Raw genomic sequence first — 26152 nt, forward strand, 5'->3', positions numbered from 1 at the left:
TTACCCTAACACGTCTATTTGCTTTTGAGGGATATATCGTCAGATAAATAGCGCTTTTTTTGTCAAGATTTCTACCACGCGCAGATTTATACATTTAATAAACGTTATTACTTTTATTGATAATGCGTTTCAGTTTTTAATTTTACACATTTATTACAACCGGCCTGATGCTCCCCTTTAAAATAGCTCACACAGACCCAATAGTTAATAGAATGCAACGCTAGCCTTTTAACTCACTGATTAGACGTGTAGTATCAGAGGTGAGCTTATCAACAGCCGAGCAGGGTACAGGGTGATTTCTGTACAAATTTGTCAGAGTGAAGACGAAAACTTGCTTTAAGTCGTTGATAATAATTTGAAAAATAGTTTTGTATGTGACCTTTCGTGTGGGTCACCACTGCAAATAGAGGATCTCACATGCCTGTAATTACCCTTCCTGACGGCAGCCAACGCCAGTTCGATCGCCCTGTTAGCCCAATGGATGTTGCCCTTGATATCGGCCCTGGTCTGGCGAAAGCCTGCATTGCCGGTCGCGTTAACGGCGAGCTGGTCGATGCCAGCGATCTTATCGAAAACGATGCGCAGCTGGCGATTATTACCGCCAAAGATGAAGATGGCCTGGAAATTATCCGCCACTCCTGTGCGCACCTGTTAGGTCATGCCATTAAACAGCTGTGGCCTCATGCTAAAATGGCCATCGGTCCGGTTATTGATAACGGCTTCTACTACGATATCGATCTTGACCATACGCTGACCCAGGAAGATATCGACGCGCTCGAAAAGCGTATGCACGAGCTCGCCGAAACTAACTACAACGTCATTAAGAAGAAGGTCAGCTGGCACGAAGCGCGTGAAACCTTTGCTGCGCGCGGCGAAAGCTACAAAGTCACCATTCTTGATGAAAATATCGCGCATGATGACAGGCCTGGTCTGTATCATCATGAAGAGTACATCGACATGTGCCGCGGTCCGCATGTGCCGAATATGCGCTTCTGCCATCACTTCAAACTGATGAAAATTGCAGGGGCCTACTGGCGCGGCGACAGCAATAATAAGATGCTGCAGCGTATCTACGGTACCGCTTGGGCAGATAAAAAAGCGTTAAACGCCTATCTGCAGCGTCTGGAAGAGGCCGCAAAACGCGACCACCGTAAAATTGGTAAACAGCTCGACCTGTATCACATGCAGGAAGAGGCGCCAGGTATGGTTTTCTGGCACAATGACGGCTGGACTATCTTCCGTGAGCTGGAGACCTTTGTTCGCTCTAAGCTGAAAGCGTATCAGTATCAGGAAGTGAAAGGCCCGTTCATGATGGACCGTGTGCTGTGGGAAAAAACCGGCCACTGGGACAACTACAAAGATGCAATGTTCACCACCTCCTCAGAGAACCGTGAGTACTGCATCAAGCCCATGAACTGCCCAGGCCACGTGCAAATTTTCAATCAGGGTCTAAAATCCTACCGCGACCTGCCATTACGTATGGCGGAGTTTGGTAGCTGCCACCGTAACGAGCCGTCGGGCGCGTTGCACGGCCTGATGCGCGTGCGCGGGTTCACTCAGGATGACGCCCACATCTTCTGTACGGAAGAGCAGGTGCGTGATGAAGTGAACGCCTGTATTCGTATGGTCTACGATATGTACAGCACCTTTGGCTTCGAGAAGATCGTCGTCAAGCTCTCCACTCGTCCGGAAAAGCGTATCGGCAGCGACGAGATGTGGGATCGTGCTGAGGCGGATTTAGCAGTCGCGCTGGAAGAGAACAACATCCCGTTTGAGTATCAGCTGGGTGAAGGCGCGTTCTACGGTCCGAAAATTGAATTTACCCTGTATGACTGCCTCGATCGTGCTTGGCAGTGCGGTACGGTACAGCTGGACTTCTCTCTGCCGTCTCGTTTGAGTGCCTCTTACGTGGGCGAAAACAACGAGCGCCAGGTGCCAGTTATGATCCACCGCGCCATTCTTGGGTCGCTGGAGCGCTTTATCGGCATCCTGACCGAAGAGTTTGCGGGCTTCTTCCCGACCTGGCTTGCGCCAGTGCAGGTTGTAGTCATGAACATCACCGATTCTCAGGCTGATTACGTTAACGAATTGACGCAGAAACTACAAAATGCGGGCATTCGTGTAAAAGCGGACTTGAGAAACGAGAAGATTGGCTTTAAAATCCGCGAGCACACTTTACGTCGTGTCCCTTATATGCTGGTTTGTGGTGACAAAGAGGTTGAGGCCGGCAAAGTTGCCGTGCGTACCCGTCGCGGTAAAGACCTGGGTAGCCTGGACGTAAATGATGTTATCGAGAAGCTGCAACAAGAGATTCGCAGCCGCAGTCTTCAACAACTGGAGGAATAAGGTATTAAAGGCGGAAAACGAGTTCAAACGGCGCGTCCCAATCGTATTAATGGCGAGATTCGCGCCACGGAAGTTCGCTTAACTGGTCTGGAAGGCGAGCAGCTTGGCATTGTGAGCCTGCGAGAGGCTCTGGAAAAAGCTGAAGAAGCCGGGGTCGATTTAGTTGAAATTAGCCCTAACGCCGAGCCGCCCGTTTGCCGTATAATGGATTACGGCAAGTTCCTCTATGAAAAGAGCAAATCTTCTAAGGAACAGAAGAAGAAGCAAAAAGTTATCCAGGTTAAGGAAATTAAGTTCCGTCCTGGTACAGATGAAGGCGACTATCAGGTAAAACTCCGCAGCCTGATTCGCTTTCTCGAAGAGGGCGATAAGGCCAAGATCACACTGCGTTTCCGCGGTCGTGAGATGGCCCACCAACAGATCGGTATGGAAGTGCTTAACCGCGTGAAAGAAGATCTGAATGAACTGGCAGTAGTCGAATCCTTCCCAACGAAGATCGAAGGCCGCCAGATGATTATGGTGCTTGCTCCGAAGAAGAAACAGTAAGGCCATCAAGTAATCATACCTGTGGGCCACAAGCTCACGGGTCTGGTTCGCCTTTGTTTCGTTTATTAACAATGCGAAGTGGAAATTATTAAAATGCCAAAGATTAAGACCGTACGCGGTGCTGCTAAGCGCTTTAAAAAAACCGGTAAAGGTGGTTTTAAGCACAAGCACGCTAACCTGCGTCATATTCTGACCAAAAAAGCTACCAAGCGTAAACGTCACCTGCGTCCGAAAGCCATGGTTTCTAAAGGCGATCTGGGCCTGGTCATCGCGTGCCTGCCGTACGCATAAGTCGTTTACCTTTTAACCTTTTTTAAGAATAGATACAGGAGAGCATCATGGCTCGCGTAAAACGTGGTGTAATTGCACGTGCACGTCACAAGAAAATTTTGAAACAAGCTAAAGGCTACTACGGTGCGCGTTCACGCGTATACCGCGTTGCCTTCCAGGCTGTTATCAAAGCTGGTCAGTACGCTTATCGTGACCGTCGTCAGAAAAAGCGTCAGTTCCGTCAACTGTGGATTGCGCGTATCAACGCAGCAGCACGTCAGAACGGTATTTCTTACAGCAAATTCATCAACGGCCTGAAAAAAGCCTCTGTTGAAATCGACCGTAAGATCCTGGCTGACATCGCTGTATTCGACAAAGTGGCATTCTCTGCCCTGGTCGAAAAAGCGAAAGCAGCTCTGGCCTAAGCCAGTTAGAGAGAGGGAGCCTGGCTCCCTCTTTTTATTTGCAATGCCGTCATTTTGTTGACAATTTGCGGTCAACCCTTTTCAATAGGGCGACTATCCTTACCACACAAGGTAACGCAAGCATGAATGCTGCTATTTTCCGCTTCTTTTTTTACTTTAGCACCTGATCCCAGGGGGCTTGCGCGTGAAAGAAGAAACGAAAAACAGCGCCGGAAAGCCTCCCCAGGGAGGCTTTTTTTATGCCTGTATCTAAAAAATATGAGATCACCATAACGGTGTCTGCACCGACATAATGAGGAAAACCATGTCACATCTCGCAGAGCTGGTTGCCAGCGCCACGGCAGCCATTAACGAGGCTACCGATATTGCCGCATTAGATAATGTGCGCGTCGAATATCTCGGCAAAAAAGGGCAGCTGACCCTTCAGATGACAACCCTGCGTGAGCTGCCGCCTGAAGAGCGTCCAGCCGCCGGTGCGGTGATTAACGAAGCCAAAGAGCAGGTTCAGCAGGCGCTAAACGCCCGCAAAGAGACGCTGGAGAGCGCCGCGCTGAACGCACGTCTGGCGGCGGAGACCATCGATATCTCTCTGCCTGGCCGCCGCATCGAGAATGGCGGTCTGCATCCGGTTACGCGCACCATCGACCGTATCGAGAACTTCTTTGGCGAGCTGGGCTTTACCGTAGCAACCGGCCCGGAAATCGAAGATGACTACCATAACTTTGATGCCCTGAATATTCCAGGCCACCACCCGGCGCGCGCAGACCATGACACCTTCTGGTTTGACGCTACCCGTCTGCTGCGTACCCAGACCTCCGGGGTGCAGATCCGTACTATGGAGAACCAGCAGCCACCTATCCGTATTATCGCCCCTGGCCGCGTTTATCGTAACGACTACGATCAGACCCACACGCCAATGTTCCATCAGATGGAAGGGCTGATCGTCGATAAAAACATTAGCTTTACTAATCTGAAGGGCACCCTGCACGACTTCCTGAACAACTTCTTTGAGGAAGATCTGCAGGTACGTTTCCGTCCATCCTACTTCCCGTTCACTGAACCCTCCGCTGAGGTAGACGTGATGGGTAAAAACGGCAAATGGCTGGAGGTGCTGGGCTGCGGTATGGTGCACCCGAACGTGCTGCGCAACGTGGGCATCGATCCTGAAGTCTACTCTGGCTTTGCGTTCGGCATGGGGATGGAGCGTCTGACCATGCTGCGCTATGGCGTTACCGATTTACGCGCGTTCTTCGAAAACGATTTGCGTTTCCTTAAACAGTTTAAATAAAGGCAGGAAAAAATAATGAAATTCAGTGAACTGTGGTTACGTGAATGGGTTAACCCGGCGGTCGACAGCGAAGCGCTCTCCGATCAAATTACGATGGCAGGCCTGGAAGTGGACGGTGTTGACGCCGTGGCCGGCAGCTTCAACGGCGTCGTGGTTGGCGAAGTCGTCGAGTGCGGCCAGCATCCGAACGCTGACAAGCTGCGGGTGACTAAGATTAACGTCGGCGGCGAGCGCCTGCTCGATATCGTCTGTGGTGCGCCAAACTGCCGTCAGGGGCTGAAAGTAGCCGTGGCGACCATCGGCGCGGTGCTGCCGGGCGACTTCAAAATTAAAGCTGCCAAGCTGCGCGGCGAACCGTCCGAAGGGATGCTCTGCTCCTTCTCTGAGCTGGGTATTTCCGACGATCACAGCGGCATTATCGAACTGCCAGCGGATGCGCCGATCGGCACCGATATTCGCGACTACCTGAAGCTCGATGATAACACCATCGAGATCAGCGTGACGCCGAACCGGGCCGACTGCTTAGGGGTTATCGGCGTGGCCCGCGACGTTGCCGTGCTGAACAAGCTGCCGCTGACCGAGCCTGAGATCGCCCCGGTTGCGGCAACCATCAGCGATACGCTGCCAATTAGCGTTGAAGCCGCCGATGCCTGTCCGCGTTATCTGGGCCGCGTAGTCAAGGGTATCGACGTCACCGCGCCAACCCCGCTGTGGATGCGTGAGAAGCTGCGTCGCTGCGGCATCCGCTCTATCGACGCGGTGGTAGACGTCACTAACTTCGTTCTGCTGGAGCTGGGTCAGCCGATGCACGCCTTCGATCTCGGCCGCATTGAGGGCGGGATCGTGGTTCGTATGGCGAAAGAGAACGAGACGCTGGTCCTGCTCGACGGCAGCGAAGCGAAATTGCAGTCCGATACCCTGGTGATTGCCGACCATAACAAAGCCCTGGCGATGGGGGGTATCTTCGGTGGCGAGCACTCTGGCGTAAATGGTGAAACGCAGGACGTGCTGCTGGAGTGTGCCTTCTTCAGCCCGCTCTCAATTACCGGTCGCGCCCGCCGTCACGGCCTGCACACCGATGCCTCCCACCGCTATGAGCGCGGCGTTGACCCAGCGCTGCAGTATAAAGCGATGGAGCGTGCAACGCGCCTGCTGCTGGATATCTGCGGCGGTGAAGCCGGTCCGGTTATCGATGTGACCCACGAAGCAGCGCTGCCGAAGCGCGCAACCATCACCCTGCGCCGCAGCAAACTGGATCGCCTGATTGGCCACCACATTGCCGACGAGCAGGTAGGCGACATTCTCCGCCGTCTGGGCTGTGAGGTGACCGAAGGCCAGGACGAGTGGCAGGCAGTTGCGCCGAGCTGGCGTTTCGATATGGAGATCGAAGAGGATCTGGTAGAAGAGGTAGCGCGTGTCTACGGCTACAATAGCATTCCTGATGAGCCGGTGCAGGCGGGTCTGATCATGGGCAGCCACCGCGAAGCGGATCTGTCGATGAAGCGCGTGAAGACCATGCTCATCGACAAAGGCTACCAGGAGGTGATCACCTACAGCTTCGTGGATCCGAAACTGCAGCAGCTGATCCATCCGGGCGAAGAAGCGCTGATCCTGCCTAGCCCGATCTCCAGCGAAATGTCAGCCATGCGCCTGTCGCTGTGGACCGGTCTACTGGGTACGGTGGTCTATAACCAGAACCGTCAGCAGAGCCGCGTCCGCATCTTTGAAACCGGGCTGCGCTTTGTGCCTGATACGCAGGCGAATCTCGGCATCCGTCAGGATGTGATGCTGGCCGGAGTTATTACCGGAAGTCGCTATGAAGAGCACTGGAACCTGGCAAAAGAGACCGTCGATTTCTATGATTTAAAAGGCGATCTGGAATCCGTTCTCGATCTCACCGGTAAACTGGCTGACATTCAGTTTAAAGCGGAAGCCAACCCGGCGCTGCACCCAGGCCAGTCCGCCGCGATTTATCTGAAAGGCGAACGTATTGGTTTTATTGGGGTTGTGCATCCTGAGCTGGAACGTAAACTGGATCTGAACGGCCGGACGCTGGTGTTTGAGATCGAGTGGAACGCCATTGCAGACCGCGTAATTTCACAGGCGCGGGAGGTCTCACGCTTCCCGGCAAACCGTCGTGATATCGCGGTTGTGGTCGCAGAAAACGTACCCGCAGCAGATGTTTTGGCTGAGTGTAAGAAAGTTGGCGTAAATCAGGTAGTTGGCGTAAACTTGTTTGATGTGTACCGCGGCAAGGGCGTAGCGGAGGGCTATAAGAGCCTCGCTATCACCCTGATCCTTCAGGATACCGGCCGTACACTCGAAGAAGAGGAGATTGCCGCTACCGTTGCCAGATGTGTAGAGGCATTGAAAGAGCGATTCCAGGCATCATTGAGGGATTGAACCTATGGCGCTTACAAAAGCTGAAATGTCAGAATATCTGTTTGATAAGCTCGGGCTTAGCAAACGGGATGCCAAAGAGCTGGTAGAGCTATTTTTCGAAGAGATCCGTCGCGCTCTGGAAAATGGTGAGCAGGTAAAACTCTCCGGTTTTGGTAACTTTGATCTGCGTGATAAGAATCAACGCCCGGGACGTAACCCGAAAACGGGCGAGGATATTCCCATTACAGCCCGGCGCGTGGTGACCTTCAGACCCGGTCAGAAATTGAAAAGCCGTGTCGAAAACGCTTCGCCCAAAGCAGAGTAATCTGAACTAACCAAAAAGGCCGCCTGTGCGGCCTTTTTTCTTTTCACTGGCCGCTCTGCATCTTAAAATCACTCCCACGACGTTCAGCAGGATGGATCCTATGCTCGCTCTTGCCCACCTTCAGACCCGACGCCACGCCCGCTGGCTTGGCGGACTCTCACTGCTTCTGCTGCTTGCTATTGTGGTCAGCCTCTGTGCAGGCGATCAATGGATTGCGCCCAATGAGTGGCTGAGCCCTCGCGGTCAGCTTTTTGTCTGGCAGATCCGTCTTCCCCGCACCCTCGCGGTCGTGCTGGTCGGGGCGGCGCTGGCGCTGTGCGGCACCCTGATGCAGGCGCTGTTTGAAAATCCGCTGGCGGAGCCGGGCCTGCTTGGCGTCTCGAACGGCGCAGGCGTAGGCCTGATTGCCGCCGTGATGCTGGGGCAGGGGGCGCTGCCTGTCTGGGCGCTCGGGCTGTGCGCGATTGCCGGCGCGCTGATTATTACGCTGATCCTGCTACACTTCGCTCGCCGTCACCTCTCTATCAGCCGCCTGCTGCTGGCGGGCGTCGCGCTGGGCATTATTTGTAGCGCGCTGATGACGTGGGCTATCTACTTCTCAACTTCGTTCGATCTTCGCCAACTGATGTACTGGATGATGGGCGGTTTCGGCGGCGTTGACTGGCAGCAGGGGTGGCTGATGCTGGCCCTGCTGCCGGTAATGGCGTGGGTCTGCCTGCAGTCGCAGCCGCTTAATATGCTGGCGCTGGGGGAGACCTCCGCCCGCCAGCTGGGCCTTCCTCTGTGGTTCTGGCGCAACATACTGGTGGTTGCCACCGGTTGGATGGTGGGGGTCAGCGTGGCGCTGGCCGGGTCGATCGGATTTATCGGCCTGGTGATCCCCCACATTCTGCGCCTGTGTGGCCTGACCGATCACCGCGTGCTGCTTCCTGGCTGCGCACTGGCAGGAGCGACGGCGCTGCTGTTTGCTGATGTTATCGCCCGCCAGGCGCTCAACGCGGCGGAGCTACCCATCGGCGTCGTTACCGCAACGCTAGGCGCCCCGGTGTTTATCTGGCTACTGCTGAAGGCGGCAAGGTAATCGCGCCACCGCACTTAACTCCCTCTCGCGAAGAAACTTTTAGTATAAAATTGCGGATGAATGCACGTCGTCTTATTGTCTATTATTAAAGGCCGGAGAGAAAACCGGTGGCGCGTTTGATAACCAAGGGGATGCTATGCAACACGATATTCTGAACACTGAAGTGACGACGATTGATGGCGAGAAGACCACGCTGGCAGATTACCAGGGCAAGGTGCTGCTGGTGGTCAACGTGGCGTCAAAATGCGGCCTGACGGCACAGTATGAGCAGCTTGAAAACATTCAGAAGGCCTGGGCGAAAGAGGGTTTTGTGGTGCTCGGCTTCCCCTGCAACCAGTTTTTAGGCCAGGAGCCGGGCAGCGAAGAGGAGATTAAAACCTTCTGCAGCACAACCTATGGCGTTACCTTCCCGATGTTCAGCAAAATTGACGTCAACGGTGAGAACCGTCATCCGCTCTATCAGAAGCTGATCGCCGCCGCGCCAACCGCCGTTGCGCCGGAGAAGAGCGGCTTTTACGAGCGCCTGGCCAGCAAAGGCCGTGCGCCGCTCTATCCTGACGATATTCTGTGGAACTTTGAGAAATTCTTAATTGGCCGTGACGGGCAGGTCGTTCAGCGCTTTGCGCCGGACATGACGCCGGAAGATCCGATTGTGATGGAAGCCATCAAGCTGGCATTAGCAAAATAGTGAACGCGTTAATGACGCTACAGGATGTAGCGGAATCCGGCAGGCTGGGGCCAGTTACGGCCACGGTCAATGCCGGTGAGATCCTGCATCTGGTGGGGCCAAACGGGGCTGGAAAAAGTACTCTGCTGGTACGGATGGCGGGGCTGGCGAGCGGGCCGGGGAGCATCACGCTCAGCGGTACGCCGCTCGATGCCTGGCACGCCACCGCGCTGGCCCGGCGTCGCGCTTACCTTACCCAGCAGCAAACCCCACCCTTTGCCATGCCGGTCTGGCACTATTTGACGCTGCACCAGCCCGATCGCAGCCACACGGAGTTACTGCATGATGTTGCCGGTGCGCTAGGGCTAGATGATAAGCTTGGGCGTACCGCGAACCAGCTGTCGGGCGGGGAGTGGCAGCGGGTACGTCTGGCGGCGGTAATTCTGCAGATTCATCCGGCGGGTAATCCTGAGGGACAGCTGCTGTTGCTGGATGAACCGATGAACGGCCTTGACGTTGCCCAGCAGGCGGCGCTGGATCGTCTGCTTAGCGCCCTCTATCGGGCGGGTATTACGGTAGTAATGAGCAGCCACGATCTGAACCATACCCTGCGCCATGCCCAGCAGGCCTGGCTGCTGCGTAACGGCAAGCTGATTGCCAGCGGTCCACGCGATAGCGTGCTGACGCCGGCAAGGCTAGCCCAGGCCTACGGTATGCCTTTTCGTCGCCTTGACGTAGAGGGACATAGCGTACTTATTTCTACGCTGTAAACACAGAGCATATTGCGCGGCGCTTTCCCGCCACGCTAAATTACTGGAAAAATAATAAAGCAGAGGATCCGCCCCGCATGCGCCTATGGTTTCTTTTCGCCGCCGTGCTTTTTTTAGCAGGATGCAGCCACCACCGGGCTCCACCGCCAAATCCACGGCTGGCAGACTCTATCACCGTGATCGCCAATCTTAACGATCAGCTTAGCCACTGGCGGGGGACACCGTATCGTTACGGCGGCATGAGCCGACGCGGCATCGATTGTTCCGGTTTTGTACTGATGACATTCCGGGACCGGTTTGATCTGCGCCTGCCCCGGGAAACGCGTCAGCAGGCAAAAATCGGTACCGAGATTGATAAAGACGATCTGTTACCCGGGGATCTTGTTTTCTTTAAAACCGGATCGGGAGAAAGCGGCCTGCACGTTGGGATCTACGATACCGATAACCAGTTCATCCACGCATCCACCAGTCGGGGGGTGATGAAGTCCTCGCTTGATAACGTCTACTGGCGGAAAAAGTTTTGGCAGGCGCGCCGAATTTAACCAGTCTGGTGGGTAAAGTGTTAATAAAAAGCGGAGCGATTAGGCTCCGCTTTTTATTAAATAATACTTATTAATGAGTCCACTAATAGTTATCAACTATTGTATTAATCCGGTTTTGTCTGCTGGCGTTTATCCATTTCCCAGGATAATCTTTAATACTGGCTAAGGATAGTCTTATTCAATTCTGGATTAGGTATAGGGATAATGATTATATCACTCGATAAAACCTGGCGCTCAGAGCTGCTGTTCAATCCGGCACGTAATGCCGACGGAAAATTGCAGGGACTGGAGATCGTCGTTAACTTTGTAGGCGTAAATCGTGAAGAGCAGACGCCTGCAGAGCTGATTTTGCCTTACCTGGCCCCGCAGCAGACTGAAATGCTATTTATTGAGCAGTTACATCTGTTAAGCGTATGTCAGCTCTTCTTTATTCAACATCAGATTACCGCATGGATTAATATCACTCCGACAATTGTCGATCGGCTGTTGCAGGATGATGATTTAGCGGCTTCTGTTAATCGTTTCCCTTTTATTGAGTTTATGATTAATGAGAATTATCTGAACGTTAATGATGAGGGTGAGAATACTTCGCTCTCCCAATTAGGCAGCAGATATCCTCTTGTGTTGGCTAATTTTGGCGCGGGAGGGGCCTCTACCCGAGCCGTATTTGATGGGCTTTTTTCCCGCGTTATGCTGGATAAAAATTTTGTTTATCAGCGTCTCAAATCACCCTCTTTTCAGCCTTTTATGCAGGCTATCATCAACCAGGTGGAACCCTACTGCCGCTCAATGATGATTGCGGGCATAGACAGCGAGCAGACGCTGAAAAGAGTAGCGCCGTTTTCCTTTAGCGCGATGCAGGGACGCCTGTGGCCGCCAGTCCCCCCGGAGCAGGTTACCCAACTGGTAAAGTGATACCCGCGCACTCTGCCTGTGTTTATTCCTCCTGATACCTTCTACACTACAGACAGAGGAGGAACCATGACCCTTACATTTACGACACGCTGGCGCGATGAGCTGCCGGGATTTTATACTTCGCTTTCCCCTACGCCGCTGCGCAATGCGCGCGTACTGTGGCACAACGCTGCGCTGGCCCAGGAGCTGGGCGTGCCGGATGCGCTCTTTACGCCTGAGCAGGGGGCGGGCGTCTGGGGTGGTGAAACGCTGCTGCCGGGTATGTCGCCGCTGGCGCAGGTCTACAGCGGCCATCAGTTTGGCGTTTGGGCGGGGCAGCTGGGCGACGGCCGTGGCATTTTGCTTGGCGAGCAGCTACTGGCCGACGGCAAAACGGTCGACTGGCATCTTAAGGGCGCTGGACAAACTCCCTATTCCCGCATGGGCGACGGGCGCGCCGTACTGCGCTCAACCATTCGCGAAAGCCTGGCCTCCGAGGCGATGCACTACCTCGGGATCCCGACTACCCGGGCGCTGGCGATAGCCACCAGCGACACGCCGGTGGCGCGAGAGACGACCGAGCAGGGGGCCATGCTGATGCGGATTGCCGAAAGCCATCTGCGTTTCGGCCATTTTGAACATTTCTATTATCGCCGTGAACCAGAGAAGGTCCGTCAGCTGGCTGATTTTGCCATTCGCCACTACTGGCCACATCTTGCTGAGGAGAGTGACAAATATGTGCTCTGGCTGCGGGATGTGGTGGCGCGTACCGCAACGCTAATCGCCCAGTGGCAGGCGGTTGGTTTTGCGCATGGCGTAATGAATACCGACAACATGTCGATTCTTGGCTTGACCATAGACTACGGTCCGTACGGCTTCCTGGATGACTACCAGCCCGGCTTTATCTGTAATCACTCCGACTATCAGGGACGTTATCGCTTTGATAATCAGCCTGCGGTTGGCCTGTGGAATCTTCAGCGCCTTGCCCAGACGCTCTCGCCCTTTATTGATGTCGACACGCTGAACAGCATGCTGGATGAGTATCAGCAGGTTCTGCTGACGCAGTACGGTAAGCTGCTGCGTAGTAAGCTTGGGCTGTTCACCGAGCAGCGCGGCGATAATGAACTGCTAAACGCCCTGTTTGCCTTGATGGCGCGGGAAGGCAGCGACTATACCCGGACATTCCGTATGCTAAGCGTCACCGAACAGCACAGCGCCAGCTCGCCGCTGCGCGATGAGTTTATCGATCGTGGCGCGTTTGACACCTGGTTTAGCGACTACCGGGCGCGGCTGCAAAGCGAACAGATTGACGATGCCGAGCGCCAGCGGCGGATGAAAGAGGTTAACCCCGCGCTGGTACTGCGTAACTGGCTGGCCCAGCGGGCCATTAGCGATGCCGAGAAGGGCGATACCCAGGAGCTGGAGCGTCTGCATCAGGCATTACGCGATCCCTTTAGCGATCGTAGCGATGACTACGTTAGCCGACCGCCCGACTGGGGTAAACATCTGGAAGTGAGCTGTTCAAGTTAAAGAGCTTGCCCGCCGCAGCGGTGGCGGGCAAACTTTCAGAAGCGCGTGGCCACTGCGGCAGAGAGCTTCTCTACCAGCAGAGTGGTGTCTTCCCAGTGCAGACAGGGGTCGGTGATCGACTGTCCATAGGTAAGCGGCTGTCCGGCGACAATCTTCTGTGTTCCTTCCTGCAGGAAACTCTCCGCCATAATACCGGCAATGGCCGTTGAGCCGTTTCGGATCTGCTGACACACGTCATCGCATACTTCCAGCTGACGGCGATGCTGCTTTTGGCAGTTGCCGTGGCTGAAATCCACCACCAGATGCTCGGGCAGAGAGAACTCGCTCAGGGTATCGCAGGCCTCGGCAATCGCCTCGGCGTGGTAGTTAGGCGTTTTTCCGCCGCGCATAATAATATGGCCGTAGGGGTTACCGCTGGTCTGGTAGATGGTCATCTGCCCATTCTTATCCGGCGACAGGAACATGTGGCTCGCCCGCGATGCGCGAATAGCGTCAACCGCAATACGGGTGTTGCCATCCGTACCGTTTTTAAAGCCTACCGGGCAGGAGAGCGCAGAGGCCATCTCCCGGTGGATCTGACTCTCTGTAGTGCGCGCGCCGATTGCGCCCCAGCTAATAAGATCGGCAATAAACTGTCCGGTCACCATATCGAGAAACTCGGTCGCGGTGGGGACGCCCAGCTCATTAACCTGTAACAGTAGCGAACGCGCCAGCTCCATACCGTGATTGACCCGGTAGCTGCCGTTGAGATCCGGATCGGAGATCAGTCCCTTCCAACCCACAACGGTGCGGGGCTTCTCAAAATAGGTACGCATGACAATCTCAAGCGTATCTTGATGCTTTTCGCGCAGCGCCTGTAATCGGCGAGCATACTCTATCGCGGCATCAAGATCGTGGATGGAGCAGGGACCTACAATCACCAGCAGACGGCGATCTTCACCATTTAAAATTTTCTCAATCCGCCGACGGGAGGCGTTAACATGTTCCGCAACCTGTCTGGAGACAGGGTACCGCTCGGCCAGTTCGGCTGGCGTTACCAGGCTCTCAATGCGCGCAGTGCGGAGTTCATCAGTTTTATTCATGACTTATCTCAGAAATGGGCTGCTTCAACGGCAAAAGTGCCGGAAGTAATGGGCATCACGATAAACCAATCCTTGATGTTTTCAAGTATGAGGGTGATGCACATCACAATTCTGCGGGCAATGATAGCGGAAAATGGCTCTCCGTACTAGCTAATTAGTACATGCTGCGATTTAGCTTCATGATATCGAGGATCTTGGTAGCGATCTCCTCAACCGAATAGTTGGTGCTGTTCAGATAAGGAATATTATTTTTACGATAAAGGGCTTCTACCTCGGCCAGCTCAAGTCGGCACTGGCGCATTGATGCATAGCGGCTGTTTTCGACACGCTCTTCGCGGATAGCCGACAGGCGTTCAGCATTAATGGTCAGGCCAAAAAGCTTATGCTGTAGCGGCTTTAACGCCGCGGGGAGCACGAGGTTATCCATGTCATCGGCAATAAAGGGATAGTTGGCGGCGCGGATACCAAACTGCATCGCCAGATAGAGGCTGGTCGGCGTTTTGCCGCAGCGGGAGACCCCCAGCAAGATGACCTGTGCCTGCTCAAGGTTGCGCATCGAGATGCCGTCATCATGGGCGAGGGTATAATCAATGGCGGCGATACGCGCATCATAACGCGTCAGATTGCCCGGGTTAAGCCCGTGGGTGCGGTGCGTAATCGGTGTAGGATCGATCTTAAGCTCCTGCTGTAGCGGGGCCACCAGCGCCTGCACGATATCCTGGCAGAAGCCCTGGCTCTGGGTAATGATACTGCGGATCTCCGGTGTCACAATAGAGTAGAAGACCAGCGGACGGACGCCCGTCTGCTGGAAAATGGCGTCTATCTGCTCCTTGACCGCATTTGCGCGCTGGACGTTTTCCACAAAGGGGAGCGTGATGCTATGAACGGCAACGGGAAACTGCGACATAACCGCATGCCCGAGGACTTCTGCCGTTATGGCCGTCCCATCTGATATATAAAACACCTGGCGATCGGCTGAATTTTCCATTTTTTATCCCCCGTTAGCGTGATGGTGTTAAGGCTTGAAATAAGTTATGTACCATACTACTGCGCATCCTCTGCTTTCACAAAATGAAATGGTGTTTTTATTTTTACTAAAATGTGCATTTCACTTTTATTTTTCATGTATACAGATAATTTCAAAAAGAGTGCAAGCGAATCAGCGGGTTACAAAATAGCGTGAAACTGTCCGAAAAATAGAAAAATAAATTTGCTTGAACGATTCACCGTTTTTTTAAGCGAGCCAGTTATGCCAGGATAAATAGGTACGTCAGGTGTTGCTAACTCAATCATATATCATAAAAGGATTGTCCGATGTCCAACAATGGCTCGTCACCGCTGGTGCTCTGGTATAACCAACTCGGTATGAATGATGTTGACCGCGTTGGGGGCAAAAATGCCTCCCTGGGCGAAATGATCACGAATTTGTCTGAAACTGGGGTATCGGTCCCGAACGGGTTCGCCACCACGGCGGATGCGTTTAATCAGTTTCTTGACCAAAGCGGCGTCAACCAGCGTATCTATGAACTGCTGGATAACACGGACATTGATGACGTTGGCGAACTGGCAAAGGCCGGCACGCAGATCCGGCAGTGGATTATTGATACGCCTTTCCAGCCAGAGCTGGAAAAAGCCATTCATGAAGCCTATGACCAACTCTCAGAGGGTGACGCCGAGGCGTCGTTTGCCGTGCGCTCCTCTGCTACGGCAGAGGATATGCCGGATGCCTCGTTCGCTGGTCAGCAGGAGACCTTCCTGAACGTTCAGGGCTACGATGCGGTGCTGGTGGCAGTTAAGCACGTCTTTGCTTCCTTGTTTAACGATCGCGCTATCTCATACCGCGTGCATCAGGGCTATGACCATCGCGGCGTAGCGCTCTCTGCGGGCGTGCAGCGCATGGTGCGCTCTGATTTAGCCTCCTCTGGCGTTATGTTCTCGATCGACACCGAATCCGGCTTCGATCAGGTCGTGTTTATCACTTCTGCCTGGGGCTTAGGCGAAATGGTCGTACAGGGCGCGGTTAACCCGGACGAGTTCTACGTGCATAAGCCAACGCTGGCAAACGATCGCCCGGCCATCGTGCGCCGGACGATGGGGTCTAAAAAAATCCGTATGGTCTATGCGCCGAGCCAGGAGCACGGTAAGCAGGTACGCATTGAGGATGTGCCAGAGGCCGATCGCGATGTGTTCTCTTTGACCGACGATGAAGTTCAGGCATTGGCGAAGCAGGCAGTACTGATTGAGCAGCACTACGGTCGTCCGATGGATATCGAGTGGGCTAAAGATGGCCATACCGGCAAGCTCTTTATCGTGCAGGCGCGTCCGGAGACCGTGCGCTCCCGTGGCCAGGTCATGGAGCGTTATACGCTTCACGCTCAGGGCAAGGTGGTTGTCGAAGGCCGCGCCATTGGACACCGTATCGGTGCAGGGCCGGTAAAAGTTATCCACGATATCAGCGAAATGAACCGCATCCAGCCCGGCGATGTGCTGGTAACGGACATGACCGACCCTGACTGGGAACCGATCATGAAAAAAGCGGCAGCCATCGTGACCAATCGCGGCGGACGTACCTGTCACGCGGCAATCATTGCCCGTGAACTGGGCATTCCTGCGGTCGTGGGCTGCGGTGATGCGACCGACCGCATTCGCGATGGCGAAAAGGTCACCGTCTCCTGTGCGGAAGGTGATACCGGCTATGTTTACGCTGAGATGCTCGACTTCAGCGTGAAAAGCTCAAGCGTTGACACCATGCCGGACCTGCCGCTGAAGATCATGATGAACGTCGGCAATCCGGATCGCGCATTTGATTTCGCTTGCCTGCCAAACGAAGGCGTTGGTCTGGCGCGCCTGGAGTTCATCATTAACCGCATGATCGGCGTGCATCCTCGGGCGCTGCTGGAGTTCGACGAGCAGGAACCCGGCCTGCAAAACGAAATTCGCGAGATGATGAAGGGCTACAAATCACCGAAGGACTTCTATATCGGGCGACTGAGTGAGGGCATTGCTACCCTTGGTGCAGCCTTCTGGCCGAAGCGCGTTATCGTGCGGCTCTCCGATTTTAAATCCAACGAGTACGCAAATCTGGTTGGTGGGGAGCGCTACGAGCCGGAAGAGGAGAACCCGATGCTGGGCTTCCGCGGCGCGGGTCGCTACGTCTCTGACAGCTTCCGCGACTGTTTTGCCCTGGAGTGCGAGGCGGTAAAACACGTGCGTAACGATATGGGGCTGACTAACGTCGAGATTATGATCCCATTTGTCCGTACCGTTGAGCAGGCAAAAGCGGTGGTAGACGAGCTGGCACGTCAGGGCCTGAAGCGCGGCGAGAACGGGCTGAAGGTGATCATGATGTGCGAAATCCCGTCCAACGCTCTGCTGGCGGAGCAGTTCCTGGAGCACTTCGACGGCTTCTCTATCGGCTCGAACGATATGACGCAGCTGACGCTGGGCTTGGATCGCGACTCCGGCGTCGTCTCCGAACTCTTTGACGAACGCAACGAAGCGGTAAAAGCGCTGCTGTCAATGGCGATCCGCGCGGCGAAAAAAGAGGGCAAATATGTAGGTATCTGTGGTCAGGGCCCATCCGACCATGAGGACTTTGCCGCCTGGCTGATGGAAGAGGGTATCGATAGCCTGTCGTTAAACCCGGATACCGTGGTTCAGACCTGGCTAAGCCTCGCTGAAATCAAGTAATAGTTCATCATCTTCTTAAAGCCTCCCCAGCGCGGGGAGGCTTTTTTATTTGTTACCGATTTGTCTTTGGTCGAAACAATTTCTGTTGATGTGACGACACCTTGGTTTATTTAGCCATATCGAACTACCCTTACAGAGGCTAAAGCTGAAGCCATTCCAGCTCTATTTTTTTTAACCGTCGAAAATTGCGACATAAGCCGTAAGGTTATAAGGGAGAAGAAAAGATGGCCGATCAACATGTACATGTCCGAAACGATTACGATGACATATATACGCCGGGTAGAGGCGTCCCCCTAAAACGTATTTCATGGAGTGCAGTGTTTGCCGGTGTCATTATTTCAATGGTGCTCTACCTAATCCTTTCTATTCTCGGCACCGCGATTGGTGCCAGCACTATCGATCCTCTGGAAGAGCAAGATCCGATGGGGGGTATCGGCATGGGCGCGGCCATCTGGACTGGCCTGAGCATGCTGATCGCCATTGCTGCGGGCGCGTATGCCAGCGGCAGGCTGGCACAGCGAGAGGGTGCCTTGCATGGTCTGCTGATGTTTGGCGTCAACACCCTCATTAGCGCCTGGTTCGTCGTTATGCTGGCGAACAGCGCGGTCACCGGTGCCATGAATATTTTAGGGGCTGGTTTGCAGGCGGTAGGCAGTGGCGTCACGGCGGTTGCACCGTCAGTTAAAGATATGGCGAAAGAAAAACTCGCAGAGAATAATATTAATCTCGACAGTTTACAGGACGAGCTTGAAACGACGCTGCGACAAACGGGGAAACCGGAGCTGCAGCCAGAGGCCCTGCAAAATCAGGCGCAGAATGAAGCCAACAATGCTCAGAACCAGGCGGCAGCGACAGCTAACACGCCGCAGACGGCTGATACCGATATTGCCGGTTTTATTAAAGGCTTAATCGACAGAAATCAGAGCACCTTCCAGGCTGCGGATCGTGAAGCGCTGAAAAATATTATTCAGGCGCGTACCGGTAAATCTGATGCCGAAGCGGAGCAGATAGTTGCCCAGACAGAAAAAAGTTATCAGGAAGCGCGGGCGAAATTTGATGAGCTAAAAGCGCAGGCGGAGCAGAAAGCCCGTGAAGCGGGTGAGAAAGCGGCAGCCGCCACGGCGAAAGCCAGCTGGTTCACCTTCTTTATGCTGCTGATTGAAGCCGTGCTGGCGGGAGCAATGGGCATGGTGGGTCGTCGCACGCAGCCGCGTCAGGTAACCGCACACGATCGCACCCGATAATTTCGACTGTTATTGAACTCAAAGCCAGACCCCGGTCTGGCTTTTTTATGCAATTTTTAGGGTGAAAATATTTTATTGGTAACATAGTGGTTATTTCACAGTATCAAAAAGCTATACTCACCACTAACATCAATAACACTATCCTAAGCTATTTGTGGTGTTTTGGTGTATTTGTGCTTAAGAGTAATCTGACTATGTTGACAGTCAATCCACTCATAAACATAATTCATCGATAATACTTCGGATAAGAAGTAAACGATTAATGTTATGCCAAATTTTGGTATAACGTTTCTCTGACAGTTAAGAGACTGACAATGCAGCACGTAACGATCAAAACAACGCACTTCGCCGTGTGGATGGGGCACTTAATGCTTACCATCTGGGCTGGCGCAATTACGGGTGGCTTAATTGGTTTCGTCATCAGTTTGATTGATGGTGATGTTCGTTCTTTCGATGTAGGACTTTGCGCTGCCCTCGGAATGGAAACCTATGTAGTGCTGTTTCTTATTTATGTATTTGTAAGAGCTGCGCTGGGTTATGAGGATTATTGAATAAAATAATGACTAAACCCGTCTTACCGTGGTCGTTATTTTAACAGAGTGTTACAAATGTCATGATCATAGAGTGATACGGCGGTTCATAACATCTTTAAGCAGCCTACTGATAGAACAAACAATGCTTAATGCAACGTTGGATGGTTCTTAACCGTTTGGTTCAAAGACAAAAAAAAGCCCTTCGTGGGAGAAGGGCAAAGACTACACACAGCAATTCGTTGTTTCACTCAGGGGATTTCCATGCTTATAAATCAAAGCCTTGATTTATAACCGTGCCTTAATAGTAGGCATACCCCTTATTAGCGTCGATCAGATTCGTCTCAATAGTTAACCATAAGTTACGATTTTGAGACAAGCAAAATAGGAGATATAGCGTATATATAGTGGGTTGAAGGGTCCGACCAGAAAGGAAATATAAAGAATTTATAAGCAGGGCTTAATAGTAAAGCGGGTTACCCCGCTTTAACGACTATTTATTATTCAATTTGTGATCGCTAACCTGTTCCAGCAGATTATCATTCACCTCGCCTGGAGGAGGGACTTCGCGAACCCAGGCATCAAAAAGACGCCATGATACGGCGAGCAGAACTGGACCGATAAACAGACCGATCATGCCAAAGGCAATGAGCCCACCAATAACCCCCGAAAGGATAAGAATCAGCGGCAGATCGGCTCCCATGCGGATCAGCACCGGGCGGATGACGTTATCCAGCGTTCCGACTACGCAGCTCCAGACCAGCAGCACCGTGCCCCAGGTCGTATCCCCGCTCCAGTAGAGCCAGATAATGGCTGGAATAAGCACCGGCAGCGGACCAATCTGTACCAGGCAGGAGAGGATCATGATCACCGTAAACAGGGTCGGGTAGGGTACGCCGGTGATAGCCAGACCAATGCCGCCTAGCACCGCCTGCACTAGCGCGGTGACGACGACGCCAAGCGCCACGGCGCGGATCGCCTGGGCTGCCAGCAGCACGGCGGTATCACCCCGCCTGCCGGCCAGCCGCGTAGCAAAGTGACGAACGCCTTGTGCGACGCGCTCCCCGCGCCAGAACAGCAGGGCGCTGAACAGGAGCATTAGCGCACAGTGCATCATAAATCTACCAATGTGCGCAGCCTGGCCAACAAACCACGTGGTGGTGGCGCCTAAATAGGGTCGCACCTTAGCCATAATCGCGCTGCCACCCATATCCAGCAGATTATGCCAGCCAAGATAGAGATTATGGCCTACCAGCGGGATACTCCTGAGCCAGGCCAGATCCGGCGGGGTCAGGTCGCCGGAGGTAATAGCGCGAATTACCGGGCCGCTGCCATCGACCAGGCTATTAACCAGCAGCGCAATGGGAATAACAAACACCAAAATTAAGATCAGGGTCATAAACAGCACCGCCAGGGAGCGGCGGCCCGCCAGCACGCGCTGGAAGCGTAAAAACAGCGGCCAGGTGGCAATCACAATGGTGCCAGCCCAGGCAAAGCTGAGGATGAAGGGTTGCACTATCCATAAACAGGCAACGATCATAACGGCTAAAAACAGCACCGAGAGCAGGATCTGAGCCACATCTCCGGGCTGACGTCTGTTGATCATAAGATCTATCCACCTTTTTTATTCGCCGAACCGTCGGCGCAGCGTCTGTTTAATACACGAATACGGCTGTTTAATTCAGCGCGTTTTGACTGCGCTATTTTGCCCGTAATTCACAGGGGCGTAGCGTAAAAAAATGTGATACAACGATAAACGCACAACGCAAACAATACATTTACAACATTAACAGTCAGGCAGGGTCAACGGTAATGATCCCACAGATTTCTCAAGCACCCGGCGTCGTTCAGCTGGTGCTCAATTTTTTGCAGGCACTGGAGCAACAGGGTTTTACAGGTGATACCGCCACGGATTATGCCGATCGGCTAACAATGGCAACCGATAACAGTATTTACCAGCTTCTCCCCGATGCAGTGGTCTTTCCCCGTTCTACCGCCGATGTTTCCCTGATCACCCGGCTTGCCGGTGAGGCCCGCTTCCAGTCGCTGGTCTTTACGCCGCGCGGCGGGGGGACGGGCACGAATGGCCAGGCGCTAAACCACGGCATCATTGTCGATCTCTCCCGCTATATGAACCGCATCCTCGAGATAAACCCGGAAAAGGGTTGGGTACGTGTAGAAGCCGGTGTGATCAAGGATCAGCTTAACCAGTTTTTAAAACCCTACGGCTTCTTCTTCGCCCCGGAGCTCTCTACCAGTAATCGTGCCACGCTGGGTGGCATGATCAATACCGACGCCTCCGGGCAGGGATCGCTGGTCTACGGTAAAACCTCGGACCACGTGCTGGGCGTGCGGGCTGTGCTGCTGGGCGGCGACCTGCTGGATACGCAGCCGGTCTCGCTGGAGCTGGCGCGCACGCTTGGGCAGGCCCAGACGGCGCAGGGGCGGATCTATAAAACGGTCTATGATAGCTGCCTCGATAATCGCCAACTTATTATCGATAAGTTTCCCAAGCTAAACCGGTTCCTGACCGGCTACGATCTGCGGCATGTCTTCAATGATGAGATGACCACCTTCGATCTCACCCGCATCCTGACTGGCTCAGAGGGGACGCTGGCCTTTATTACCGAGGCGCGGCTCGATATCACCCCGCTGCCGAAGGTGCGCCGGCTGGTCAACGTCAAGTATGACTCCTTTAACTCAGCGCTACGCAACGCCCCCTTTATGGTTGAGGCTCAGGCGCTGTCTGTTGAGACCGTTGACTCTACGGTACTTAACCTGGCGCGGGAGGATATCGTCTGGCACTCCGTGCACGATTTGATCACCGATGTACCGGATAAAACCATGCTGGGGCTGAACATCGTTGAGTTTGCTGGCGATGATGTCGAGCTGATCGACGCGCGGGTGGATGCCCTCTGCCAACGGCTGGATGGGCTGATTGCTGCCCAGGAGGGGGGGGTGATTGGCTGGCAGGTGTGCAGCGAGCTGGCCGGTATTGAACGTATCTATGCGATGCGTAAAAAAGCGGTCGGCCTGCTGGGAAATGCCAAAGGCGCGGCGAAACCGATCCCCTTTGCGGAAGATACCTGCGTGCCGCCGGAACACCTGGCGGATTACATCGTTGAGTTTCGCGCGCTGCTCGACAGCCACGGGTTGAACTACGGCATGTTTGGTCACGTGGATGCAGGCGTGCTGCACGTGCGTCCGGCGCTGGATATGTGCGATCCGCAGCAGGAGATGCTGATGAAAAAGATCTCCGACGAGGTAGTGGCGTTGACGGCTAAGTATGGCGGCCTGCTATGGGGTGAACACGGCAAGGGCTTCCGGGCAGAATACAGTCCGGCCTTCTTTGGCGAGCAGCTCTTTGGCGAACTGCGCAAGGTCAAAGCGGCGTTCGATCCGCAGAACCGGCTTAACCCAGGTAAAATCTGTCCACCGGCGGGCCTCGATGCGCCGATGATGCAGGTCGATGCCGTGAAGCGTGGCACCTTTGACCGACAGATCCCTATCAGCGTGCGCTCCTCATGGCGCGGCGCGATGGAGTGCAACGGCAACGGCCTGTGCTTTAACTTCGATGCCAAAAGTCCGATGTGCCCATCGATGAAAATCACCAGCAACCGTATTCACTCCCCGAAAGGCCGCGCTACGCTGGTACGTGAATGGCTGCGGCTGCTGGCGGATCGCGGTATCGATCCTGGTAAGCTGGAGAAGGAGCTGCCGGAAAAACGCGCCAGCCTGCGCAGCCTGATTGAACGCACCCGCAATAGCTGGCATGCCCGCCACGGTGAGTATGACTTCTCCCACGAGGTGAAAGAGGCGATGTCTGGCTGTCTGGCGTGCAAGGCCTGTTCGACCCAGTGCCCGATTAAAATTGACGTGCCGGAGTTTCGCTCGCGCTTCCTTCAGCTTTACCATACCCGCTATCTACGGCCGTTGAGCGACCACGTGATCGCCAGCGTAGAGAGCTATGCCCCGCTGATGGCCCGAGCGCCAAAGACTTTCAACTTCTTTATGAGCCAGCCGTGGGTGCGATCCCTGTCGGCCACGCACATTGGGATGGTGGATCTGCCTCTGCTGTCGGTGCCCTCTCTGCAGCAGCAGATGGTGGGTCACCGCTCGGCAAACATGACGCTCGATGAACTCGAGCAGCTTAGTGCAGAAGAGCGGGCCAAAACGGTGCTGGTGGTGCAGGATCCCTTTACCAGCTACTACGATGCCCAGGTGGTAAGTGATTTTGTGCGACTGGTTGAGAAACTGGGCTACCAGCCGGTGCTGCTGCCGTTCTCTCCCAATGGGAAAGCTCAGCATATCAAAGGGTTCCTGACGCGCTTTGCTAAGACGGCGCAAAAAACCTCTGACTTCCTCACGCGGGTCGCCCAGCTGGGAATGCCGATGGTAGGCGTCGATCCGGCGCTGGTTCTCTGCTATCGCGATGAGTATAAGCAGGCCCTGGGAGACAAGCGCGGTGAATTTAACGTTCAGCTGGTGCACGAGTGGCTCCCTGGCGCGCTGGGATCTCATGAGGACAGGATACCAGGCGGCGAAGCATGGTACCTGTTTGGTCACTGTACTGAAGTTACCGCTCTGCCGGGCGCGCCGGGACAGTGGGCAAACATTTTTGCTCGCTTTGGCGCTAAGCTTGAAAACGTCAGCGTTGGCTGCTGCGGCATGGCCGGGACCTATGGTCATGAGATGAAAAACCATGCTAACTCGCTGGGCATCTACGAGCTCTCCTGGCACCAGGCCATGCAGCGCCTGCCGCGCAACCGCTGTCTGGCGACGGGCTACTCGTGCCGCAGCCAGGTGAAACGCATTGAGGGCAGCGGCGTGCGCCATCCGCTACAGGCATTGCTGGAGATAATGGGATGATCTGGAAACGTACGGCTACCCTCGACGCGCTGAATGCGATGGGCGAGGGCAATATGGTAGGGTTGCTTGATATCCGTTTCGAGCGCATCGGTGACGATGTGCTCGAGGCCACGATGCCCGTCGACGCCCGCACGCATCAGCCGTTTGGTCTGCTGCACGGCGGCGCCTCGGCGGTGCTGGCGGAAACCCTCGGTTCGGTGGCGGGTTATCTCTGCACCGAGGGCGAGCATAGCGTGGTAGGAATTGAGATCAACGCCAACCATATTCGCGCTGTACGCAGCGGTCGGGTGCGGGGCATCTGTTCCGCACTGCATGTCGGCGGCCGCCACCAGGTCTGGCAGATTGACATCCTGGATGAGCAGAATCGGCTGTGCTGCTCATCGCGTCTGACCACTGCCGTAGTCTAAAATTTTGCGGCAGGTTCTGCCTGCCGCTACCTCGCGATCTATTTTTTTCTTCCCCAGATGCGCTTTTTTAAAAACGTGCTAGAATCCGCGCGGATTGAATCTTCGGCTAATACCATTGTCTTAATCGAAGACCGTAACGCTGACTGACCTAATGAAGGGATTCGTTGTTTCCTTAAGCGCTACTTACTATAAGCTTAAAGGTAACAACGCTATGTGCGCTTCATTCAAACTCGCTTTTTTGCATCCTCGTCACTGGTCGACCTGGTTTGGTCTGGCCGTTCTGTGGCTTCTCGTTCAACTCCCTTATCCTGTGCTCTACCGCTTCGGTACCGGCCTTGGTCGCATTGCGCGCCCGTTTCTCAAGCGGCGAGAGAGCATCGCCCAGCGCAACCTTGAACTCTGTTTCCCTGAGATGACGCCTGCGCTGCGTGAGACGCTAATCGAAAGAAACTTTATGTCATTAGGTATGGGGCTGATCGAGACCGGTATGGCCTGGTTCTGGCCGGACAAGCGCGTGCGCCGCTGGTTCGACGTGGAAGGCTATCAAAACCTGGTCGAAGCGCAGAAAAAATATAATGGTGTGATGGTTGTTGGCGTGCACTTTATGTCGCTGGAGCTCGGCGGTCGGGTGATGGGGCTGTGCCAGCCGATGATGGCTACCTATCGCCAGCATAACAGTCCGGTGATGGAGTGGGTGCAGACCCGGGGCCGTATGCGCTCGAATAAGTCGATGATCGACCGTCGTAACCTGAAGGGCCTCGTCAGCGCACTGCGCAAAGGTGAAGCGGTGTGGTTTGCGCCGGATCAGGACTATGGCCGTAAAGGCAGCACCTTTGCACCGTTCTTCTCCGTAAACGCTGCGACAACCAACGGTACCTACGTGCTGTCGCGCCTCTCTGGTTCGGCGATGCTGACGGTGACGATGGTGCGCAAACCTGACGGCTCCGGCTATCAGCTGCATATCGGCAAGGCGATAACCGACTATCCGGTAGATAATGAGTTCGAAGCGGCCAGCTATATGAACCGGGTGATCGAGCGGGAGATTATGCGCGCTCCTGAACAGTATCTGTGGATCCACCGCCGCTTTAAAACCCGTCCTATGGGCGAAGCCTCCCTCTATCTTTGATGCTTAGATAAAAGCTGTCGTTTAACAGGCCTCACATGAGGCCTGATTCAAGCAACTTTTTTCCATCGACGCCTTTTCGGGATGGTTGTTTTGGCGGTAAGTTTGACTCCGCAAACGGAACAGACGGCTCCGTGGGGA

General features: G+C 54.3%; 23 protein-coding genes, 1 other RNA gene and 1 other annotated feature. Of the genes, 20 read left to right on the forward strand and 4 right to left on the reverse strand.

Annotated elements, in window-relative coordinates; all coding sequences use genetic code 11:
- The first annotated feature begins 417 nt into the window (after nucleotides 1-417).
- From thrS to selO, 14 genes are all read left to right on the forward strand, one after another.
- The gene (gene thrS, locus RTX96_RS09230) at nucleotides 418-2346 is read left to right on the forward strand and encodes a threonine--tRNA ligase (RefSeq protein WP_103821109.1); all 1929 of its coding nucleotides are present in this window, start codon (nucleotides 418-420) and stop codon (nucleotides 2344-2346) included.
- Nucleotides 2347-2349: 3 nt separating this feature from the next.
- Entirely contained in the window at nucleotides 2350-2892 is a 543-nt protein-coding gene (infC, locus tag RTX96_RS09235) for a translation initiation factor IF-3 (protein ID WP_039058207.1), read from the forward strand.
- A 93-nt stretch (nucleotides 2893-2985) separates the two neighbouring features.
- Nucleotides 2986-3183, forward strand: a complete 198-nt coding sequence (rpmI, locus tag RTX96_RS09240) for a 50S ribosomal protein L35 (protein ID WP_001124225.1) — start codon at nucleotides 2986-2988, stop codon at nucleotides 3181-3183.
- A gap of 47 nt (nucleotides 3184-3230) precedes the next feature.
- Nucleotides 3231-3587, forward strand: coding sequence for a 50S ribosomal protein L20 (gene rplT, locus RTX96_RS09245; protein ID WP_007374646.1), 357 nt, complete (start codon nucleotides 3231-3233; stop codon nucleotides 3585-3587).
- A gap of 117 nt (nucleotides 3588-3704) precedes the next feature.
- Nucleotides 3705-3828, forward strand: a sequence feature (Phe leader region).
- Nucleotides 3710-3754, forward strand: coding sequence for a pheST operon leader peptide PheM (gene pheM, locus RTX96_RS09250; protein ID WP_001386830.1), 45 nt, complete (start codon nucleotides 3710-3712; stop codon nucleotides 3752-3754). (Overlaps the previous feature by 45 nt.)
- A 63-nt stretch (nucleotides 3829-3891) precedes the next feature.
- Nucleotides 3892-4875: a phenylalanine--tRNA ligase subunit alpha gene (pheS, locus tag RTX96_RS09255; protein WP_312269661.1), complete on the forward strand. Its 984-nt coding sequence runs from the start codon at nucleotides 3892-3894 to the stop codon at nucleotides 4873-4875.
- 15 nt (nucleotides 4876-4890) lie between these two features.
- Nucleotides 4891-7278, forward strand: a complete 2388-nt coding sequence (gene pheT / locus RTX96_RS09260; RefSeq protein ID WP_103821106.1) for a phenylalanine--tRNA ligase subunit beta — start codon at nucleotides 4891-4893, stop codon at nucleotides 7276-7278.
- A gap of 4 nt (nucleotides 7279-7282) precedes the next feature.
- Nucleotides 7283-7582, forward strand: a complete 300-nt coding sequence (ihfA, locus tag RTX96_RS09265; RefSeq protein WP_006820203.1) for an integration host factor subunit alpha — start codon at nucleotides 7283-7285, stop codon at nucleotides 7580-7582.
- Nucleotides 7583-7682: 100 nt separating this feature from the next.
- Nucleotides 7683-8663, forward strand: a complete 981-nt coding sequence (gene btuC, locus RTX96_RS09270; RefSeq protein WP_312670785.1) for a vitamin B12 ABC transporter permease BtuC — start codon at nucleotides 7683-7685, stop codon at nucleotides 8661-8663.
- A gap of 136 nt (nucleotides 8664-8799) precedes the next feature.
- The gene (locus RTX96_RS09275; protein WP_103821104.1) at nucleotides 8800-9351 is read left to right on the forward strand and encodes a glutathione peroxidase; all 552 of its coding nucleotides are present in this window, start codon (nucleotides 8800-8802) and stop codon (nucleotides 9349-9351) included.
- A gap of 11 nt (nucleotides 9352-9362) precedes the next feature.
- A complete protein-coding gene (btuD, locus tag RTX96_RS09280; protein ID WP_181016655.1) occupies nucleotides 9363-10100 on the forward strand; it encodes a vitamin B12 ABC transporter ATP-binding protein BtuD in 738 nt (245 codons plus the stop codon).
- Between the two features lie 77 nt (nucleotides 10101-10177).
- Nucleotides 10178-10642 carry a C40 family peptidase gene (locus RTX96_RS09285; RefSeq protein ID WP_103821102.1) on the forward strand — a complete coding sequence of 155 codons (465 nt, stop codon included), beginning with the start codon at nucleotides 10178-10180 and terminating at the stop codon, nucleotides 10640-10642.
- Between the two features lie 204 nt (nucleotides 10643-10846).
- The gene (locus RTX96_RS09290; RefSeq protein ID WP_312670786.1) at nucleotides 10847-11557 is read left to right on the forward strand and encodes an EAL domain-containing protein; all 711 of its coding nucleotides are present in this window, start codon (nucleotides 10847-10849) and stop codon (nucleotides 11555-11557) included.
- 66 nt (nucleotides 11558-11623) lie between these two features.
- A complete protein-coding gene (gene selO / locus RTX96_RS09295) occupies nucleotides 11624-13066 on the forward strand; it encodes a protein adenylyltransferase SelO (RefSeq protein WP_312670787.1) in 1443 nt (480 codons plus the stop codon).
- A 35-nt stretch (nucleotides 13067-13101) separates the two neighbouring features.
- Here selO and aroH read toward each other — a convergent pair whose 3' ends face one another.
- Nucleotides 13102-14148, reverse strand: a complete 1047-nt coding sequence (aroH, locus tag RTX96_RS09300) for a 3-deoxy-7-phosphoheptulonate synthase AroH (protein ID WP_103821099.1) — start codon at nucleotides 14146-14148, stop codon at nucleotides 13102-13104.
- 154 nt (nucleotides 14149-14302) lie between these two features.
- Nucleotides 14303-15136, reverse strand: coding sequence for a pyruvate, water dikinase regulatory protein (locus tag RTX96_RS09305; protein WP_103821098.1), 834 nt, complete (start codon nucleotides 15134-15136; stop codon nucleotides 14303-14305).
- A 326-nt stretch (nucleotides 15137-15462) separates the two neighbouring features.
- Between RTX96_RS09305 and ppsA the strand changes: the two genes are divergently transcribed.
- The 3 genes from ppsA (at nucleotide 15463) to RTX96_RS09320 (ending at nucleotide 19633) form a co-directional block, all read left to right on the forward strand.
- Nucleotides 15463-17838, forward strand: coding sequence for a phosphoenolpyruvate synthase (gene ppsA, locus RTX96_RS09310; RefSeq protein ID WP_312670788.1), 2376 nt, complete (start codon nucleotides 15463-15465; stop codon nucleotides 17836-17838).
- Nucleotides 17839-18062: 224 nt separating this feature from the next.
- Nucleotides 18063-19082 carry a hypothetical protein gene (locus RTX96_RS09315; protein ID WP_312269929.1) on the forward strand — a complete coding sequence of 340 codons (1020 nt, stop codon included), beginning with the start codon at nucleotides 18063-18065 and terminating at the stop codon, nucleotides 19080-19082.
- 368 nt (nucleotides 19083-19450) lie between these two features.
- Nucleotides 19451-19633: a hypothetical protein gene (locus RTX96_RS09320; protein ID WP_312670789.1), complete on the forward strand. Its 183-nt coding sequence runs from the start codon at nucleotides 19451-19453 to the stop codon at nucleotides 19631-19633.
- A gap of 169 nt (nucleotides 19634-19802) precedes the next feature.
- Here the strand turns inward: RTX96_RS09320 and rprA are convergent.
- Nucleotides 19803-19910: antisense sRNA RprA (rprA, locus tag RTX96_RS09325), an RNA gene on the reverse strand.
- A 195-nt stretch (nucleotides 19911-20105) separates the two neighbouring features.
- Nucleotides 20106-21218, reverse strand: coding sequence for an AI-2E family transporter YdiK (gene ydiK, locus RTX96_RS09330; RefSeq protein ID WP_312670790.1), 1113 nt, complete (start codon nucleotides 21216-21218; stop codon nucleotides 20106-20108).
- 206 nt (nucleotides 21219-21424) lie between these two features.
- Between ydiK and RTX96_RS09335 the strand changes: the two genes are divergently transcribed.
- From RTX96_RS09335 to lpxP, 3 genes are all read left to right on the forward strand, one after another.
- A complete protein-coding gene (locus RTX96_RS09335; protein ID WP_312670791.1) occupies nucleotides 21425-24481 on the forward strand; it encodes an FAD-binding and (Fe-S)-binding domain-containing protein in 3057 nt (1018 codons plus the stop codon).
- On the forward strand, nucleotides 24478-24888 hold the full coding sequence (menI, locus tag RTX96_RS09340) for a 1,4-dihydroxy-2-naphthoyl-CoA hydrolase (protein ID WP_103821092.1): 411 nt from the start codon (nucleotides 24478-24480) through the stop codon (nucleotides 24886-24888). The genes RTX96_RS09335 and menI overlap by 4 nt, the downstream gene beginning before the upstream one ends.
- Before the next feature lie 211 nt (nucleotides 24889-25099).
- A complete protein-coding gene (gene lpxP / locus RTX96_RS09345) occupies nucleotides 25100-26014 on the forward strand; it encodes a kdo(2)-lipid IV(A) palmitoleoyltransferase (RefSeq protein ID WP_268108232.1) in 915 nt (304 codons plus the stop codon).
- Nucleotides 26015-26152 lie beyond the last annotated feature (138 nt).

The sequence above is a fragment of the Pseudescherichia sp. genome, assembly GCF_032052675.1.
Taxonomy (GTDB): domain Bacteria; phylum Pseudomonadota; class Gammaproteobacteria; order Enterobacterales; family Enterobacteriaceae; genus Pseudescherichia.

Bases quoted from the DNA above. Each gene is read 5' to 3' on its own strand.
- thrS (WP_103821109.1), top strand. From the start codon at position 418: ATGCCTGTAATTACCCTTCCTGACGGCAGCCAACGCCAGTTCGATCGC.
- rpmI (WP_001124225.1), top strand. From the start codon at position 2,986: ATGCCAAAGATTAAGACCGTACGCGGTGCTGCTAAGCGCTTTAAAAAA.
- rplT (WP_007374646.1), top strand. From the start codon at position 3,231: ATGGCTCGCGTAAAACGTGGTGTAATTGCACGTGCACGTCACAAGAAA.
- pheS (WP_312269661.1), top strand. From the start codon at position 3,892: ATGTCACATCTCGCAGAGCTGGTTGCCAGCGCCACGGCAGCCATTAAC.
- pheT (WP_103821106.1), top strand. From the start codon at position 4,891: ATGAAATTCAGTGAACTGTGGTTACGTGAATGGGTTAACCCGGCGGTC.
- ihfA (WP_006820203.1), top strand. From the start codon at position 7,283: ATGGCGCTTACAAAAGCTGAAATGTCAGAATATCTGTTTGATAAGCTC.
- btuC (WP_312670785.1), top strand. From the start codon at position 7,683: ATGCTCGCTCTTGCCCACCTTCAGACCCGACGCCACGCCCGCTGGCTT.
- RTX96_RS09275 (WP_103821104.1), top strand. From the start codon at position 8,800: ATGCAACACGATATTCTGAACACTGAAGTGACGACGATTGATGGCGAG.
- btuD (WP_181016655.1), top strand. From the start codon at position 9,363: ATGACGCTACAGGATGTAGCGGAATCCGGCAGGCTGGGGCCAGTTACG.
- RTX96_RS09285 (WP_103821102.1), top strand. From the start codon at position 10,178: ATGCGCCTATGGTTTCTTTTCGCCGCCGTGCTTTTTTTAGCAGGATGC.
- RTX96_RS09290 (WP_312670786.1), top strand. From the start codon at position 10,847: ATGATTATATCACTCGATAAAACCTGGCGCTCAGAGCTGCTGTTCAAT.
- selO (WP_312670787.1), top strand. From the start codon at position 11,624: ATGACCCTTACATTTACGACACGCTGGCGCGATGAGCTGCCGGGATTT.
- aroH (WP_103821099.1), bottom strand. From the start codon at position 14,148: ATGAATAAAACTGATGAACTCCGCACTGCGCGCATTGAGAGCCTGGTA.
- RTX96_RS09305 (WP_103821098.1), bottom strand. From the start codon at position 15,136: ATGGAAAATTCAGCCGATCGCCAGGTGTTTTATATATCAGATGGGACG.
- ppsA (WP_312670788.1), top strand. From the start codon at position 15,463: ATGTCCAACAATGGCTCGTCACCGCTGGTGCTCTGGTATAACCAACTC.
- RTX96_RS09315 (WP_312269929.1), top strand. From the start codon at position 18,063: ATGGCCGATCAACATGTACATGTCCGAAACGATTACGATGACATATAT.
- RTX96_RS09320 (WP_312670789.1), top strand. From the start codon at position 19,451: ATGCTTACCATCTGGGCTGGCGCAATTACGGGTGGCTTAATTGGTTTC.
- ydiK (WP_312670790.1), bottom strand. From the start codon at position 21,218: ATGATCAACAGACGTCAGCCCGGAGATGTGGCTCAGATCCTGCTCTCG.
- RTX96_RS09335 (WP_312670791.1), top strand. From the start codon at position 21,425: ATGATCCCACAGATTTCTCAAGCACCCGGCGTCGTTCAGCTGGTGCTC.
- menI (WP_103821092.1), top strand. From the start codon at position 24,478: ATGATCTGGAAACGTACGGCTACCCTCGACGCGCTGAATGCGATGGGC.
- lpxP (WP_268108232.1), top strand. From the start codon at position 25,100: ATGTGCGCTTCATTCAAACTCGCTTTTTTGCATCCTCGTCACTGGTCG.